The sequence below is a fragment of the Enorma timonensis genome (assembly GCF_000321165.1).
Classification (GTDB): domain Bacteria; phylum Actinomycetota; class Coriobacteriia; order Coriobacteriales; family Coriobacteriaceae; genus Enorma.
On record NZ_CAPF01000067.1, the window covers coordinates 1 to 16685 of the forward strand.

Consider the following 16685-nt stretch of genomic DNA (forward strand, 5'->3'; position numbering starts at 1 on the left):
TGCCTCCCGCTCTTCTCTCTTCTTGCGCTCCTCTTCCTCCAGCTGCGCCCTCACTGCTTCCAGCTCATTAATCCTCTTCCCTATTGAACGCTTCTTTGCCTCAAACTTCTCGCGCTCCCTCTGGATAGCTTTTCGGTCAGTGATGAGTAGACCCAGATGATCAAGTAGCACAAGAATTGTCTCCACACCATCTGCGCTAACGTCAACCCTCCCTATTTTTAGAGACCCATCATGGTAGATAACTCCGCGCTCCCGGCCAAAGTCACTGGTCAAATAGCGAGACAAACTAGAACTAGCCGGTCTTCCTGCAATGAAGTCAACCAAACCCGCTTCGGGGAAGGCTTTCTTAACGCGAGCGGCAATCGATAGCTGGTCATCTTTTTTATCCACATAGCGACCGATCTGGCCACTTTGAAGCGATTCGATCGGCTTTTTAAGATTGTCTATCATGCTGGATACCTGGTCAGATGAACACAGGCTTTCGTCCCGATGCTCATCGGCACCATTCGACTCATCCCAGCTCGCAACCGAGAGAAAACCCCTCTCGGCAAGTTGATAAAGCACGTGGTAGAGAGTTCCGCCTTCGATATCGTCAAGACCCTCAAGCGCACCGCATTTCTTTTCCCAGTTTAACTGTGCTTTGAGCCATTTAGTTTTAGAGCGGTTGTATCTTTCCGTCTTGCGCCGCTGAAGCTCGGCTTTTGAATCAGCTAGAAACAAATCCAGCTGTATAAGCGCGGTAAGTACTAGCCCTTCACTATCAGATGAGGTGAAAAACTCGAAGAACCGGTGCTTGCGATTCCACCGGGAAGGAGTCTTGTCCATCACGATCCTACCATCAAACTCCGACCCTTCGGCACGGACAATTCCGCGCTTCCTTCCTTGGTCGGTAACGCTAAATGAGTAGTCTGGGTTGAGCTCAATAAACCCCGCATCTCGCAAAACAGTAAGAACGCGCTTGCTAATCGCATTGACATGGGTTTCTTCGGAAAGATGCCCTTTCTCCACGAGCTCACGCAGAAGATCCTTGATTGTCCCACCCTTCATGAATTGAAGAATCCTGCGCCCCTCTGCCGTACGGTACAGCTTAAGCCACGCCCGCTCAGCCTCTTCCCAAGTCATCCGTGGAGCTGCATTCCTTCTCGTGGCTACCGTAATCAGATTAAGCTGGTTGAGCACGATCAGAATCGGCTTGATGGCCTGTCCGCCGAAGGGCTTCTTCGGGTCATCAGAAATACCGTAGGTGCGGCCGAGGTCAGTGGGCGTATTGGAATCTCGCATGACCTTGGCCTTTTTGAGAATCGAATCCACTACTCGCGTCATCACCTGGACGTTTGCGTTCTTGCCCAAGAGCCCCATGTCAGCAAGCTGCCGAATCACATCGCTTGTGGTGCCGCCAGCAATGGAGTACGGGTCGCAGCCCAAGAGCTTCTCCCGCGCCTCCCATTTCTGCTCGGCCTCGCGCCATTCAGATGCACCCTTTGCATTGACGTTCTCGTTGCCGATATCGATACGATCTTGACTGCTCATGTGCTCTCCTCGCTCCTATAAATACATCATCGTCAATCAGCCTGTTGCTCGTCAGAACTGCAAACGTGGTCGCCCTTTACTTCCTCGCTCAACGACAGGGAACCGCCCCTCCTGCGCCGTCAAAACCGGCAATGCTGTTTCTGGCAAGTATACCGCCCCCTGCGGACAGAATATCAAGTGAACCGACCCCCCCTCTTCCCGGCAAGCTCGCCCGGCGTTACCTCACCATGCTCACCTCACCGGTCTTGTAGTCGATGTCGAGGCCGTTCGCGGCGTTGAACACGACCGCACGCACGCTCAACTCACCGTCCTCGGTAGCGATGCCGACCACGATGGCGCGCGGGATGACCTCGCCCGCGCCGTAGACCGGCACGACGTTGTACCATACGCGCCCGTCCGGATGCGTATCGAGGTAGTCGTTGACAAGGCTCTCGGTATAGGAGAGGCCACCCGGGGTGTGACCGTCGCCCTCATCGAGCATCACAGTGCCGCGCACGATGTTGTGGCTCGCGTTGTCGCCACCGAGCGACGGAGGAATGAGATTCACGGGCTTGAACAAGTTGCCCTCGAAGCCGTAGCGCCCCGGCGTGCCGGGCACCTTCGCCCAGACGTTACCCTTCATATCCATGATGTCCGCCTCTGCATCCGGTGCATCGGAGCGCATGTCGTTCGTGATCCAACCGGCAGCACCCGGCAGGCGTCCGAGGTCATCGACCTCTCCGTACAAGATGCCGTTATCGAGCTCGGTGCGCAGTTCGTCCGGATACGCGCTGACGACGCGGACGTAATCCGGATACTGCCCCGGGTCGAACGAGTGTGCCCATTCCTCAAGCTGAGATCCCTCGTTGATTTCGACCACCTCGCCCATATAGGCCTTGCCCTCGGGGACGAACACCTGCTCGCCCATAGGGTTGAAACCGGTGTTTGGGTCGGGAACGTGAGCGGTGCAGTAGGCCATCAGACAGAGCAATATGAAGCAAACCAGGAGCATTCGGATGATGAACTTGAACAGGATGCGAAACATGCGCGTCTCCTTCCCTCTCGACGTCGACCTGCAATGGCGAAACAAGCCGGGACGCGCGCAAGCACGCTGCTCGGGCGCGACCCGGCACGCCCTCCTCTATGCCGCCTTGCGCGGCTCGACGATCGCGTCGGCGAAGCCGAGCTCCACGGCGCGCTCGGCAGTGAGGAAGGTGTCCTTGGCAGTGAGCGCCTGCACGCGCTTGACGGTAAGGCCGCTGCGGTCAGCCAGAATCTGGCTGAGGGTGCGGCGAAGCCCCATGAGGCGACGGCTCGTCTCCTGCACGGAGAGCGCCGAGCCGCCGGCGTTCTGGATGAGCGGGTCGTGGATCATGAGCTCGGCGTGCGGGAACATCTCGCGGCGGTCACCGGAAACGAAGATAATCGCGCCCATGGACGCGGCGGTATCGAGGCACACGGTGCGCACGGGGCATGCGATGGTGCGCATGGTGTCCACGATGGCGAGGCCGGCGGAGACGCTGCCGCCCGGACTCGCCACATAGAGCGTGACCTCGGCGGAGGTGTCATCGTGCTCGAGTTGGAGCAGCTGCTGGCAGATGTCGAACGCCATGGCGGCATCGATCGCTCCGGTCACGGAGAGCTCGCGGCGGGAGAGCATCTCGTCGTAGATACTCGTGAGCGCGATGCCGCGCGCCGTCTCGCGCATGGTGCGGGGACTGATGATGCGTTGTTCCATGAAGATTCCTCTCTCTTGGGCTACACGGTTTGAACAGACTAGACAGGTGCTGGGGCGGGGCTAGAACGGAATTTCCTCGTCGAGCGTGAACGAACACGCCTCCCCCATGGAAACGGGATCGACGGGTTCACGCGCGGGCGCTGCTTCCGGAGCCCTCTGCCCCGACGTCTCGAACGGAGCGGCAGCCGCAGTGACGAGCTCTGCGTAGCGCGGGTGTTCCTCTAGGCGGTAGCTCTCAACTTCCTCGGCACGCCGACCGCGTACGAAGAGCCAGGCGCGACCGGAGGGCAGCTCGAGCAGGGTCTTCGGCATCCGATCCGCACGCTCGGAGAAGCAACGCGCCGTGTCGAGGTCCTGGAAGCCCAACGCGAGCTGCACGTCGCAGTTGCCCATGATGGACATGGCGCGCGACCGGCCGTAGCGTGCCTCGAGCTGATTCACAGACTGCAGCAGCAGCGTGACCCAGATCTCTCGACTGCGTGCGACGGCGAGCAGGTCGTCGATGTTGTTGATGTAGAGGTTCGCGAAGTCGTCGAGGAAGAGCCGTACGGGAACGGGCATGCGGCCGCCCGGGCAACGGTCCGCTTCGCGCAGGAGCGCCTTGAAGGCCTGGTCGACGAAGAGGCTCGTGAGTGGATCGAGCGCGCGGTCGATGTCGCTCATGGTCACGAAGAGCGCGCGGCGCTCGTGGCCGAAGCGGGCGAAATCGACCTGGCGGGAGGCGGTGTAGAGTCTGAGCGCCCCGTCGAACCCCAGGCACATGAGCTTCTCGGCAATGATGCCGATGATGCTCGCGTTCATCTTCTCGGCATCGCGCGTGGAGGCGTAGCGCAGGTACAGCGAGGATGCGAGGCTATCGGGGTCGCTCACCTCGAGGTCATCGAGCAAGCGGAATGTCGCACCGTCATTCAGGTGCTCGGCAAGCTCGACCAGCGCAGCGAACGTCTGCTCCTCGCGTGGCAGCTCTTCCATCACGTATGCGATGAGCGCGGCAAGGAGGTTTGCCGCGGCGCGGTCCCAGAACGGCTCCTTCCCGTTCTCGACAGGGCAGAGTGCGACAGCGATGGAGAGGATGTCCTGCTGGTTGGGGCGGCCGTGGGAGTCTCGACGGATGAACGAGAGCGGGTTGTAGCCCACGTGCGCGGCTCCGGCGGGAAGCGGTCGCGGCTCTTCGCAGATGTTCGCGAAGTCGAGGCACTCGACCGTATAGCCTGCACCAGCGAGCATCGTGCCCATCTCGCGGCAGAGCGTGCCCTTGGTGTCGAGCACGATGAAGCTCGAGCCCATCTGAAGCAGGTTGGGCTTGAGCACGTGGCGCGTCTTGCCCGCGCCTGATGGGCCGATGACGAGCATGTTGTTGTTGATGCCCGTCTGGAAGGAGTCGGTCTCGATGGTGCGGTTGCGGCCGACGATGGTCTGGCTCTGGTAAGCGGTGCGGTCGATGACGTTCGGCAAGTCCGTGGACATGAGCAGCATCCCTTCTGAAACGTATTGGTTTTGGTCTGGCGCGCCCTTGCATCAGGCGGCAGCGAGGCGGGCAGAGAGCGTGGGATTGCGGCGTGCCTGTGTGCGAGCACACGCTGCCCCGGTTCCATAGCACCTCGCAAGCGCCAGGGGTTCGAAGAACAGGGGCAGGGCCAAGCGCTGCAAGCGTTCCTCGGGACTCTCCGGATCCTCATCCCACCAGGGATAGTCCTCGTCCTCGCAGGCCTCATCGATACACGCTCGCTTCTTCGCGAAGTGCTCGCACATGACCTCGGCAGAGCAGTCGCGCGATTCCCCGAGCGCCCCGGTCGCCCGTGCGGAATACTGCTTGAAGTCCGGCGCTGCCGGGCCCTTGGAGAGTTCAGGCGACGACCTGACGGCTTCGAGGATGTCGCCCGCCGTGGAAAAGCAGAAGGCATAGAACAGCGCACGCGCTTCGGCAGCATTGAGGTCGTTGCCACAGTACTTCCGTGCCATGTGAGCGAAATCGTATCGGGGCGAGCGCCGGCGCTGCGAACGAGATGTCTCCCTGCCCGTATCGTCAGACGCTTGGCCGGTCTCTTTCTGCTCACGGGCTTTGCTGTTCCACATCGTGTACTTGCGGATCGGGTCGAGCAGGCCGTCTACGAGCGCCTCCCGACTCGCGGTGAGGGCGACGAGGGCGTTGTGATCCTGCGCGCGGCGGACGGCGTCGTCGAGGATCATCGCGAGGCGCGCGATGCCGCCGACATCGCCTGTCCATTCGGGCAGCTCCGCGCCATAGCTCTCGAGGTACAGCCCGGTCATCCCCGACGTAGCGATGCGGTGACACATGCGGCGCGCCTTCGCGTCTCCGCAGTAGCGCTCCCAGGGGGCACGCGCAAGGACGGAGAGGCTGGCAGCGATCAGTTCGGGCGGAACCATGCTGTCAAGCGCCGCGTCGATGCGGCCGGCAAGTACGGTAGTTCGCGTGTTCATGCTACGCCTCCACGCACGTCTCGGAACCGAATAGATCCTGGCAGCGGCGCACCTCTTCGCGGTGCTCCTCCTCATACGCCCAGACGCGCTGCAGGGAGGAAAGATAGGTTGCGAGCATCTCCTCATCGCTCGGGCGGCCGTACCGCTCGTACTCGACGCCTCCCTCATGCGCGAGCAGCGCGTCGAGTTCGCCGGAAAGCGCCATACCGAGTGCCGCCCGCGCGTCCTGCGCCGCGTAGACGAGCGTCGCGTATTCAGGGTTCGAATCGAAAAAGGTTTGCTGCGCCGTAGGGTGTGCCATGTGGTTCCTCTCCCGTCTGATACGTGTGGTTTCCATCGTGATGTGCTCGAGGGTGGGGCCGTGCGCCGCGTGTGGGCGCACGGAGGACTGCGTTATGGATACGTGTTTGTTTGACCGCCTTGAGCTGGCGGTCGTCGTGTGGTTTCCCTGCGCGACATCGAGTGCTCAGCGGCGGGGCGGTTGCGTCTGCTGCCCACGCGCTCCTTTCAGATGCCGTGCAGGATGTGGAATCGCGCTGCTCCCCCGCGAGGTCATCGCCATGCCGGGCTCTCTTCCCCGGGTCATCGCGCGCTCGGGGCGCGCTCGTCGGGGAGCGCGATTGCGCGCAAGGCGCAACCACGCCGCTGGAAAGCAGCGCGTATACGGTTGTCAAGCTACCATGACCCATGCGCCCACGACGCAGGAACGACCGCGCCGATGGGGCAGGGCTGGGAACGTCCGCAAGCGCAAACGCCTCAAATCGAGACAGCTCCGCCTAGGGACGAACCACGACGTGCAACCAACGCTATTAAGTTGTTAGATGGTCTTGCTCATGCTTGCCATTACCTCTTACGTGCTACAACTCGTATCTGATGTGCTTGGCGGCGAGCCTGTGGGTACAGAACTCTTTAACGGGTGGGCTTCACTATACACCCGCCGCAGGCGAACGTGCTCAGGAATTTTGAGTTTTTTCGCTCAGCAGCGCGGAATCCGGTAGTCGGCCATGATGGAGAGCGGGTGGAGCAGCTTGTTGTACGTCCCTATGGCTAGCAGCGCCTCGTACTCATCGTCGGTGCGCGCGCCTGCCGCCAGGTCGCGCACGACAGCAGCGATGGGCTGGCTATCGTCTGCGCTCACGTGCGCCGTCTTGATGTGGCAGACGGTGTCGGAGGCGACGGTGTCAATCGTGTTGATGAGCTCCTGGCGAGACAACTCGATCCCGTCGATGATCTTACCCTCGCCCTCGGATAGATCGAGCATGAAGGTCGTTTTCGAGAAGCCGTAGGGTTCCTCGTCGTCGTAGAAGAACCAGACGACGGCCTCGAGCTCGCAGAACGGGATCTCGAGCAGGACGGAGACCGTCGTGCGCGCCTCGTCCTCCGTCATGCCCATGAGCGTGAAACGGTCGATGGCGTCTTCCCGCGCGGCGGCGGGCAGCTTGAGCATGCCGGCGTAGAGAGGCTTTGCGTAGTACCCCTCGCCGAAGCTCGGCGCCTGCTCGTAAGCATCGGCGCGGTGCGTGTCGACGCCGTGCAGCTCGAGCACGTCGATCGCCGTGGCGACGAGCTCGGTCATGCAGGGCATGATGCGGGCGAGGCCCTCCTTGATCTTGGCGTCGCGCTCGGGCGCATCGGGCGCGGCTCCGATGGCGGTATCGTCAGGGTAATAGCCCTCGGCCGGCGGCTCATAGGGCTGCTCCCAGGGCACGATGTTCAACTCGTCATCGTCTTTTTGCTTCATGAGCTTGGGCTGGTATTCCTCGAGGTCGAAGTAGTCCTCTGTGATGAGGCACGCAGCAGAGCCGAGCGTCTTGCCCCAGTGATCCCAGAGCCCCGGCCCGAACCGCTTCAGGTAGCCATCGATGCGCGCACGGGTCGCCTCCGCGACGCGTCCGGAGCCCCCTGCCAGGTGCGCGAGCGGAATCCGGGCGAACGCTGCGAACGCGCTGAAGACGCGATCGTGGTAGGGACGGCGGAGCCGGTTGAACTCATCCTCGCGGGCCTTCTGCTCCCGCGCGATGCGTTCTTGCTCTGCCTTCCATGCGAGCTGCTCGACGGTCGGTTCGACGGGCGTTGCCGTCAGTTCTTCAATCAGATCTTCGAGCGTCGGAACATCTTCGTCCATGCGAATCTCCCTTAGTTGATAACGCGTGATGTCGTTGTGCGGCTGGTGCCGTGTGTGCCGGCCGGCACCGCCCGCGATGGGGGGTGCCCAGCCGACTTTCCCCGTCCGGTGCCCGACGTTCGTGCGTCGGCGCGGCCCGTCGGCCGCCGCGCTCGTTCCTTGTGGCCGCTGCCACCGGACGAATGGGTCGCGCCGCCCTCCCCACAAGGTCATCGCCCCGGCGGGCTCGCTTCCGCAGGTCGTCGCGCACTCGGGGTGCGCTCGCCGCGGGACGGGGCAGCGCCGGGCGCGCCCCGCCGAAGGGAGGTTGGCGTGTATGCGGTTATCAAGGTGACAGCCCTGTCGGTTCCGCCCGGCGCAGGAACGACCACGCCGAGACGGGACAGGGGGCAGGGACCCGGGGCGCAGCTCCTCGAATAGAGACAGCTCCGCCTAGGGACTGCTGGACCACATACATCACGCGCTATTAAGTTGTTAGATGGCCTTACTCCACTGCATGCCGTTACCTCGTACTCGCTAGAACTCGTATCTGATGTGCTCGGCGCCCCGCCCGAAGCGGAGCTGGTTACGGAAGAAAAAAGTGTATGCGTACTATACCCCCATCGCGGGCGAAGATACGCGAGAATTTCGGCGAAGTGGGATGGGTTGGTTGGGGACGTGTTCCTATCAACCCATTCGGATTCTGCGGGAGACGCCGCAATCGCGCGAATGGGTTGAAAGGAACACGTCCCCAACCAACCCATCGGCCAGCGCCGTCCACCCCACCCGCCCGCAGTGAGTCGCCTTGCGCCAGCCGGGCGGTTTCAGTATCCTAGGACACGCTTCAAAGCGCCAGCGTGGCTCAACGGTAGAGCATCTGATTTGTAATCAGACGGTTGCGGGTTCGATTCCTGTCGCTGGCTCCATGACACATGCGGGCTCGGGGGACGCACCTCCGAGCCCGTTTCTGATAAAAAGGTGTCTGACACCTTTTTATCATCAGCAGCCGAAGAGCTCGGCCGCGGCGGCCATCTTGTCCGCGATACCCACGCCGAAGGGGCAGCGCCGCTCGCACGCGCGGCACGCGACGCACGCCGACGCCGTCGTCCCCAGCGCGCGGTAGTGCTCGCGCAGGGAATCCGGCACCTCGTCGTACATCGTCGCGAGGTCGTAGAACTTGTTCACGCTCGCGATGTCGATGCCCTGGGGGCAGGGCGCGCAGTGGCCGCAGTAGGTGCACTGGCCGATATAGGCGTGGCGCGGCGCCCCCGCGAGCACGCGCGCGTAATCGCGTTCCTCCGGGGTGGCCGTCTCATACGCGACGGCGTCCGCGACGTGCTCCGGCGCGGAGAACCCCACCATCACGCTCGCCACGGCCGGGCGCGTGAGCGCGTACTCCAGGCACTGCACGGGCGTGAGTGCCACGCCGAACGGCGACTGCGCGGCATCGAAGAGGCGGCCGCCCATGAAGCCTTTCATCACCGTGATGCCCGTGCCCGTCTCCTCGCAGAGCGCGTAGAGCTCGGCGCGCTCGGGCGTCATGCCGTCGCGCGCGGACTGCTCGCCCGCCTCGCCGAAGTAGTCGTCGAGGTTCTCGGTCGCCGGCATCATGTCGAACGCGGGGTTCACCGAGAAGAGGATCATCTCGATCTCGGGGTTTAAGGCGGCGCGCTTCGCGATCTTCGGGTTGTGCGTGGAGAGGCCGATGTGGCGAATGGTACCCGCCGCGTGAAGCTCGCGCACGTAGTCCATGAACGGGCCGGACGTGGCCTCCTCGTATTCCGCCGGGCTGTCCACGTAATGGATCATGCCCAAGTCCATGTAGCTCGTGTGGAAGCGCGCGAGCAGGTCCTCGAACGCCGGCTTCACGTGCGCGAGGTCGCGCGTGCGCACGTACTGGCCATCCTGCCAGGTCGACCCGAGGTGCCCCTGGATGACCCACCGGTCGCGCGCACCGAGCTCGGCGAGCGCATCGCCCAGGTTCGACCGGCGCGTGGGGTCGGGCATCCAGCAGTCGAGGATGTTGATGCCCGCCTCGTCCGCGGTGCGCACCATGGCGAGCGCCTCCTCCGGCGTGCCGTCGACCCACTCACCGCCGAACCCGATCTCGCTGACCTCGAGCCCCGTGTTTCCCAGCTTGCGATAGCGCATCGCCGCCCCCTTCGTTCGCATTTGCCCGCTTGTGCCCTTAGTATGGCACGACACGGCAGCATGCGGGAACGGGGTGCGGGACACGAGGTGCGGAGGTGCTCACGGGCCGCTTGGTCGCCGCGATAGGCGCCGGCTATCCGCGCAGGGTGGCGTCGCGCAGCGCCGCGAGCTTCGCCACGGCGTCGGGTGAGAGGCGGCTGCCGAGCGTGAGCTTGATGTCCGGAGCTTCCTCGGCCTCCTTGACATCGGCGTCGAAGAGCTGCATCTCCTCCACGAACATGCGCGCCGAGATGCGCGTGACACCCTTGCCCATGACCGTCGCCTGGATGGTGCCGTCGCTCGTCACCACGGAGCATGCGCGCCCGGCTTCGCGCGCCTCCGTACACAGGCGCTGGACCACGGTGTCGGCCGAGACGCCCGTGGGCGAGAACTCGATGCGCACGCCCGCCTGCGGGAGGTTCGGGCGGTCGGCCGAGACGTTGCCCGCGCCGTCGAACACGATCACCGGCTCGTAGCGGTGCTGCGCGAAGGCGGCGACGTCGGCTATGAGAGCGGTGCGGGCACGTTCGTGCACGTCACGGGAATAGGGGTCGTCCGAATGGTCGGAGACGAGGCGCTCGTAGCGCGGGCTCGCATGGATGACGTTGTAGCCGTCGACGACGAGCAGCTCGAGTTGGCCGCGCGCGTTGGTGCCCCGCGCCGGGTCGACGATGCTCGCCGGTGCGAACGCCGAGGCGAACGCGTTGCCCGCGCCGTACGTGCTCGCGCTCACGATGGGCTTGGCCGAGCCCTCGCCGAAGCGCTTCGCCTTCGCCTTTTGCCTGCTCTTCTTGCCCATCTCGCCCCCTTTGCTTCAAGGTAAAATTACCCCAGGGGTTATTTTACATGCATCCCCTGGCGCGCGTCGCGTTTTTCATCGCGCGGCAGCGTTTTGTGGTGGTGGAATTCAGATATGCACGATGGAGGCGCCGCGATGTGCCGCAGATCATCCGCAAACCTTCCAAAATGGCCGGTTTTCCCGCCATTTTGCCCTTATTTTACGGCGTTCAGACCATATTTGCTTCGATCAAGCGCCCTCCGCACGCGACGAATCGTGCATATCTGAATTTGACCACCATTATTTGGGCTCGCGAAGAAAAAACGCACGTCCCGTCTCGGGTGCGGAGGCTTGTATGCCCGCGCAACCGGTGAAAGCGTAGACGCGAGACCGCCTCACGCCTGGTTCTGGCGCAGCCATTCGTAGCAGAGCGCCGTCGCGGCCTGCGCCACGTTCAGGCTCTCCGTTTGCCCGCGCTGCGGCAGCCGCGTGAGGTCATCGCAGGTCTCGAGCACGAGCCGGCTGATACCGTCGCCCTCGGAACCCATCACGAGCGCGATGCGCCCGGCGAGCGGCGTCTCCCAGCACACGGCGTCGGCATGCTCGCTCGCTCCAACCGCCCAGAAGCCCGCCGTTTTCAGATCCTCGAGTGCACGCGCGATGTTCGGCACGCGCGCGATGGGCAGGTGCATGACGGCTCCGGCGGAGGTCTTGTAGGTCGCGACGGTCACCTCGGCGGCGCGCTTGCTCGCGATGACCACGCCCGCCGCGCCCACAACCTCGGCCGAGCGCACGATGGCGCCGAAGTTGCCCGCGTCGGTCACGTGGTCGAGCACCACCACGAGGGCGGGGCCGTCGCCTGCGCGCGCGATCACGTCCGCGAGGTCAGCGTACGGGAACGCCCCGACCTCGAGCGCGATGCCCTGGTGCGCACCGTGCGCGGAAAGCGCGTCGAGCTCCGCGCGCGATACGCGGCGCACGGGGATGCCGGCAGCCTGGACGTCCGCCACGAGCGCGACAAGCGCGGCGTCGCGCCCCTCGCCCTCCGCCACGAGCGCGCGCTTCACGGGGAAGCCCGTGCGCAGCGCCTCCGCGGCGGCGCGGCGGCCCTCGATGTAGGCGCCAGCGGGGCGGGTGGGCGCAGGCTGCTGGGCTCGGGCGGAGGGGTGGCGCTCGGGCGTACCGACAGCGCGCTTATCTGGCCGCGCGCCCGTCGTTCCGCGGCGGCCTTGGGACGATTGCGCGCGCCCCGCCTCCCGACGCGACCTTCCCGCATCGGACTGCTGACGCTGCTCTCGCCGCTGACGACCCATGTTCCACTCCTCACGATTGCGTATGAACCGTAAGTATACGGAACTGCCCGGCACCCGCATAGCCCGGACGCGCTCGGCGCGCCGTTCTCCATGCCATCGCGTGCCGTGCGCGACACGACGCACGGCGTATCATGCAGATAAAGCTGGCTGCGGATCCGGAGGCGCCATGGTTGCAATCCAACAGTACGAATCTCCCCTGGGCACCATGCTGCTCGCCGCCGATGAGCTCGGACTCACCGGCGCGTGGTTCGTCGGGCAGAAGTATTTCGGCGCGGCTCTACCTTCCGAGCACGCGGAATGCGAGACCCCCGTTCTCATGCAGGCGCGCTTCTGGCTCGATGCGTACTTCGCAGGCGAGCGCCCCGAGCAGCTGCCGCCCTTGCATCCTGCTGGCTCGGCATTTCGCCAGGACGTGTGGGCGATTCTTCTGCAAACCCCGTACGGCGAGACGACCACCTACGGCGTAATCGCCCAACGGTTCGCGGCGCAGCGCGGCGTCGACCGCGTTTCCGCTCGGGCGGTCGGCGGCGCCGTGGGGCACAATCCCGTATCGATCATCATCCCCTGCCATCGCGTCATCGGAGCGGACGGCAGCCTCACTGGCTACGCCGGAGGCATTGAACGCAAGCTCAAGCTGCTAGAACACGAGCGCATCCATCCCCGCATGTAAAAACACCCCAGGGGTTATTTTACATAGCACAAGACCGCCCCTGGTGAGGGGCGGTCTTCATGTCGAATGTAAAATAACCCCTAGGGTGTTTTTACATGGGTGCCCCGCGCTCACAGCCTTGTCTGCAAGTCCTCCGGGGTCGGCAATACATTCCGATAGCCTTCGGGCAGTTCATCCCCCAAACGATACGCGCTGATGCCCACGGGCTGGTCGATACTGCGCAACGCGTACTCCGCCACCACATCGTTCTTCTCCTTGCAGAGCACAAGTCCGATGGTGGGATTATCGAGCTCACCTGCCAGCATATCGTCCACCACCGATACATAGAACCCGAGCTTGCCCGTGAACTCCGGCTTGAACTTCTCGTTCTTAAGCTCAACTACCAAATAGCAATGCAGTCGCACGTTGTAGAACAGCAAATCGATATAGAAATCATCGCCGCCCACGGTAAGGTGATACTGGTTGCCCATGAATGCGAAGCCGGTTCCCAGCTCAAGGAGCACCTTCGTCACGTTCTCAACCATCTGCTCTTCGATATCGCGCTCGGTCCGGCTTTGCTGCGCTGTGATGAAATCGAAGATGAATGGATCCTTGAGCGCCTGCTGTGCAAGCTCGCTTTCGGGTTCCGGCAGCGTGCGATTGAAATTGTTCAACGAGGTCGATAGCGCTTGGCGCTCATACAGATGAGACTCGATTTGGTGGATGAGCACCGAATGTGACCAGCCATTTGCGATAGAGGCTTTCGCATACCAGAGACATTCATCGGAGCTTTGCGTTTTATTCATCAATGCGATGTTGTGAGACCAGCTAATGTGTGCAAACACTGTTTGCACAATTTCCCACTCGGTCTCACGCGCGAATTTCATCATGTATTTCAAATAGCGTACGGAAAAGCCCCTGATCCCTGGAAAAGCTGTACGTATATCTTGAGAGAGCGTTTCAATTGATTTGGATCCCCAGAAGCTCCGCGCGTCTAATAGAGTCCCGATCCTCCAATACATGCAGATCAGTTCCGAGTTGACACGGCTCACAGCCCGTGCCCGCGTTTGCGCGATCTCCCGTTTCACTTGGCTCAACACCAGCAGATAGTCGCTCCCATTTTCCAGCATACGCGCCTCCCACCCCGTGGGTTTCACCATGCACGTATGCTACGACCACGTACGGACATATGTTCGATACCGTGCAAGAGCCCTGACCAAAAAGACCGCCCCTAACAAGAGGCGGTCTTCATGTCGAATGTAAAATTACCCCTGGGGTTATTTTGCAAAATGGGTTGAAAAGAACACGTCCCCAACCAACCCATTACATCTAGGCGCGCTTGATGCGGCTGCCGGCGGCGGTGTCCTCGATGACGAGGCCCATGTCGCGTAGCTGGTCGCGGATGGCGTCGGCCGTTCCCCAATCCTTGGCGGCGCGGGCCTCGGCGCGGGCGGCGAGGATGCGCTCGGCGGCCTCGTCCACATCGTCGCCCGTGTAGCCCACGAGCCCCGCGGCGACGCCCAAGAGCCCAACGGGCAGCGGCTCCTCCTGCTGCGGCAGCTCGACGCCGAGCTGCGCGAGGGCGCCCGCGATCACGGCGCCGCACACGCGCGCAGCTTCAGGGTCGACAGCGCCCGCGGCCTGGTCGAGGTACGTGTTCGCCTCGGTCACGAGCTGGAAGTACGCGGCGACCGCGCCCGCCGTGTTGAAGTCGTCGTTCATGCATGCCTCGTACTCGGCGGCGGCGCGCTCCATGGCAGCCGTGAGACCGGCCGCGAGCTCGGCGTCCGGCTCCCCTTCAGCGTGGTCGGCCGCCCACTTGAGGTTCCGCACCGTGCCCGCGATGCGCGCGAGCGAGTTCTCCGCGCCCTCGAGGCGCTCCCACGAGAAATCGAGCGGCGAGCGGTAGTGCGTCTGCAGCATGAGCAGGCGCAGCGCCGCGGCGGAGTGCTTCTCGAGCACCTCCTCGAGCGTGAAGAAGTTGCCGAGGCTCTTCGACATCTTCTCGCCGTCCACGAGCAGCATCCCCGTGTGCATCCACGTGTTCGCGAACCCCTCGTGCCACGCGCACGTAGCCTGGGCGCACTCGTTCTCGTGGTGCGGGAAGGCCAGGTCGGAGCCGCCGCCGTGGATGTCGATCGGCACGCCCAGGTAGCGATGCACCATGGCGGCGCACTCGGTGTGCCAGCCGGGGCGGCCGTCGCCCCAGGGGCTCGGCCAGCTGGGCTCGCCGGGCTTCGCGGCCTTCCAGAGCGCGAAATCGAGCGGATCGCGCTTGTCCTCGTTCTCCTCGATTCGCGCGCCCACCATGAGGTCGTCGATCTTGCGACCGGACACCTCACCGTAGCTGGGATCGCTGCGCACCGAGAAGTACACGTCGCCGTTGTCGGCCGCGTAGGCGTGCCCTTGCTCGATGAGGCTCTTGATCATGCCGATCATGGGGCCGATCTCCTTCGTAGCGCGCGGGCGCACGTCCGGGTCGAGCACGTTCGCGCGGTGCATGACGTCGATGAACTTCTTCGAGAACTCCTCGGCGACCTCGGCGGCCGTGCGCCCCTGCTCATTCGCGCGGTTGATGATCTTGTCGTCCACGTCGGTGAGGTTCTGCGCGAACGTGACCTCGTAGCCGCTCGCGATGAGCCAGCGACGGATCACGTCGAAGGAGATGAACGTGCGCGCGTTGCCGATGTGGATGTTGTCGTAGACTGTGGGGCCGCACACGTACATGCGCACCTTGCCGGCCTCGATGGGCTGAAACTCCTCTTTCGCGTGCGTAGCGCTGTTGTAGATGAGCATGGGGGCTCCTTCGATTCGAATCGGCGGGCACGGCGCCGGAAGACTGCTGTTCGTAGAAGATTGTAGCGATAGACATGGAGCCTCGCACCCCGCGTGAATCGGAGGCACGGCTCCTTAACAACTGTATGCAATCACAGCCGCAGATGCACATCTATCGAAACGCCGGCGGCAACAAGCTGCTACACGTTCACCTTGCTCATCATCGACCAGCCAATCTTTTCCTGCACCCGCGCAACATCATCGCTATAGCGAAGGGCATAGCTCGTCGTGATCACATCGAGCACGTAGATTTGCGATACCGCGCTCGAGAACGTACCGCCCTCGAGAAAGCTCATCTTGTCATACGTGATGAACACGTGATCAGCGAGTTTTGCAAGAGAAGAGTTCGCGTAGCTGGTGATTGCGACGACCTGGGCGCCGGCGCTCCGCGCGGCCCCGACCGATTCGATGAGGTCCTTCGTCTCACCCGAAACCGATACGGCGATAAGCAGACTCGACGAATCGCACAGACTCGACTGCATCATCTGAACATGCGAGTCGGTGACGGCACGAGTTCGCTTGCCGTAACGGAACAGGCGCGCCTCGCCCATCGAAGCGGACAGGCCACTCGTTCCGATGCCGTAGAAAAAAACCTCCTCAGCATCGTGGATGGCATCGAGCACCTGCTCAAGCTCGCCTTGAGACAGCATCGAATAGGTGAATTCGATATTGTCGATAAGATTCTGCTTGATACCCTCAGGCCCCTCGCCGGCATCCTGCTTTGACTCGTCAATCTCAAGTTCCAGGTAGAACTTGAGCTCCTGAAATCCACCCAGGTCAATCTTCTGGCAAAAGCGCACCACCGTCGCCTCGCCCACCCCGATGCGCCGCGCAAGCTCCGAGAGCGTCATATGCACCAATTCGCCCCCGTGCTCGAGAACGAAATCGGCGACTTTGCGCTCGGATTTGGTCAGGGAGGGATAAAGCGTCTTCGTCTGGGCTATGACCTGCATGGGCACTCCGTAGAATCAACCGGATGGCATACCACCTGGACAAGCTCTTATAAGCTCGTCGCGCCTTGCAGTGTATCATCACGCCGCCTCCTGCGCACCGCGGCGTGCGGGGCGCAGGAGGCGATAGGATAAGCGTGTACGCCTCGCAAGCAGTACCCCGCTCGCAAAGCACAG

The 16685-nt window shown here is 63.0% G+C and carries 15 protein-coding genes and 1 tRNA gene; 3 read left to right on the plus strand and 13 right to left on the minus strand.

Annotated features, from left to right (window positions below; genetic code table 11):
* The 7 genes from BN423_RS10815 to BN423_RS07980 all read right to left on the minus strand — a co-directional run.
* A partial coding sequence (locus tag BN423_RS10815) for a hypothetical protein (protein WP_043359876.1) occupies positions 1–1530 on the minus strand: 1530 nt, incomplete at its 3' end.
* 217 nt (positions 1531–1747) lie between these two features.
* Positions 1748–2554: a DNA/RNA non-specific endonuclease gene (locus tag BN423_RS07955; protein WP_019239726.1), complete on the minus strand. Its 807-nt coding sequence runs from the start codon at positions 2552–2554 to the stop codon at positions 1748–1750.
* 96 nt (positions 2555–2650) lie between these two features.
* Positions 2651–3247 (minus strand): ClpP family protease, encoded by a 597-nt coding sequence (locus BN423_RS07960; protein WP_019239727.1) that lies wholly within the window; start codon positions 3245–3247, stop codon positions 2651–2653.
* A 60-nt stretch (positions 3248–3307) separates the two neighbouring features.
* The gene (locus BN423_RS07965) at positions 3308–4714 is read right to left on the minus strand and encodes a VirD4-like conjugal transfer protein, CD1115 family (protein WP_019239728.1); all 1407 of its coding nucleotides are present in this window, start codon (positions 4712–4714) and stop codon (positions 3308–3310) included.
* A 51-nt stretch (positions 4715–4765) separates the two neighbouring features.
* Complete coding sequence (locus BN423_RS07970; RefSeq protein WP_019239729.1) at positions 4766–5689, minus strand: hypothetical protein; 924 nt, start codon at positions 5687–5689, stop codon at positions 4766–4768.
* A 1-nt stretch (position 5690) separates the two neighbouring features.
* Positions 5691–5990, minus strand: a complete 300-nt coding sequence (locus BN423_RS07975) for a hypothetical protein (protein ID WP_019239730.1) — start codon at positions 5988–5990, stop codon at positions 5691–5693.
* A 675-nt stretch (positions 5991–6665) separates the two neighbouring features.
* Positions 6666–7814, minus strand: a complete 1149-nt coding sequence (locus BN423_RS07980) for a hypothetical protein (protein ID WP_019239731.1) — start codon at positions 7812–7814, stop codon at positions 6666–6668.
* A gap of 830 nt (positions 7815–8644) precedes the next feature.
* Here BN423_RS07980 and BN423_RS07985 point away from each other — a divergent pair.
* Positions 8645–8719 (plus strand) — tRNA-Thr (locus BN423_RS07985).
* 73 nt (positions 8720–8792) lie between these two features.
* Here BN423_RS07985 and BN423_RS07990 read toward each other — a convergent pair.
* Entirely contained in the window at positions 8793–9944 is a 1152-nt protein-coding gene (locus BN423_RS07990; RefSeq protein WP_019239732.1) for an aldo/keto reductase, read from the minus strand.
* A 133-nt stretch (positions 9945–10077) separates the two neighbouring features.
* Complete coding sequence (locus tag BN423_RS07995; protein ID WP_019239733.1) at positions 10078–10782, minus strand: NYN domain-containing protein; 705 nt, start codon at positions 10780–10782, stop codon at positions 10078–10080.
* A gap of 47 nt (positions 10783–10829) precedes the next feature.
* Here BN423_RS07995 and BN423_RS11585 point away from each other — a divergent pair, with 47 nt between their 5' ends.
* Positions 10830–11135, plus strand: a complete 306-nt coding sequence (locus BN423_RS11585; protein ID WP_157196237.1) for a hypothetical protein — start codon at positions 10830–10832, stop codon at positions 11133–11135.
* Positions 11136–11156: 21 nt separating this feature from the next.
* On the opposite strand, the gene rlmB is transcribed toward BN423_RS11585, so the two are convergent.
* The gene (gene rlmB / locus BN423_RS08000; protein WP_019239734.1) at positions 11157–12074 is read right to left on the minus strand and encodes a 23S rRNA (guanosine(2251)-2'-O)-methyltransferase RlmB; all 918 of its coding nucleotides are present in this window, start codon (positions 12072–12074) and stop codon (positions 11157–11159) included.
* A 166-nt stretch (positions 12075–12240) separates the two neighbouring features.
* On the opposite strand from rlmB, the gene BN423_RS08005 reads away from it, so the two are divergent.
* On the plus strand, positions 12241–12744 hold the full coding sequence (locus tag BN423_RS08005) for a methylated-DNA--[protein]-cysteine S-methyltransferase (RefSeq protein WP_019239735.1): 504 nt from the start codon (positions 12241–12243) through the stop codon (positions 12742–12744).
* 110 nt (positions 12745–12854) lie between these two features.
* Here the strand turns inward: BN423_RS08005 and BN423_RS08010 are convergent, their stop codons facing one another.
* The 3 genes from BN423_RS08010 to BN423_RS08020 all read right to left on the minus strand — a co-directional run bounded on the left by BN423_RS08010 (position 12855) and on the right by BN423_RS08020 (position 16511).
* Positions 12855–13853 carry a PDDEXK nuclease domain-containing protein gene (locus BN423_RS08010; RefSeq protein ID WP_019239736.1) on the minus strand — a complete coding sequence of 333 codons (999 nt, stop codon included), beginning with the start codon at positions 13851–13853 and terminating at the stop codon, positions 12855–12857.
* A gap of 199 nt (positions 13854–14052) precedes the next feature.
* The gene (cysS, locus tag BN423_RS08015) at positions 14053–15519 is read right to left on the minus strand and encodes a cysteine--tRNA ligase (RefSeq protein ID WP_019239737.1); all 1467 of its coding nucleotides are present in this window, start codon (positions 15517–15519) and stop codon (positions 14053–14055) included.
* A gap of 179 nt (positions 15520–15698) precedes the next feature.
* A complete protein-coding gene (locus BN423_RS08020; RefSeq protein ID WP_019239738.1) occupies positions 15699–16511 on the minus strand; it encodes a MurR/RpiR family transcriptional regulator in 813 nt (270 codons plus the stop codon).
* Positions 16512–16685: the final 174 nt, after the last annotated feature.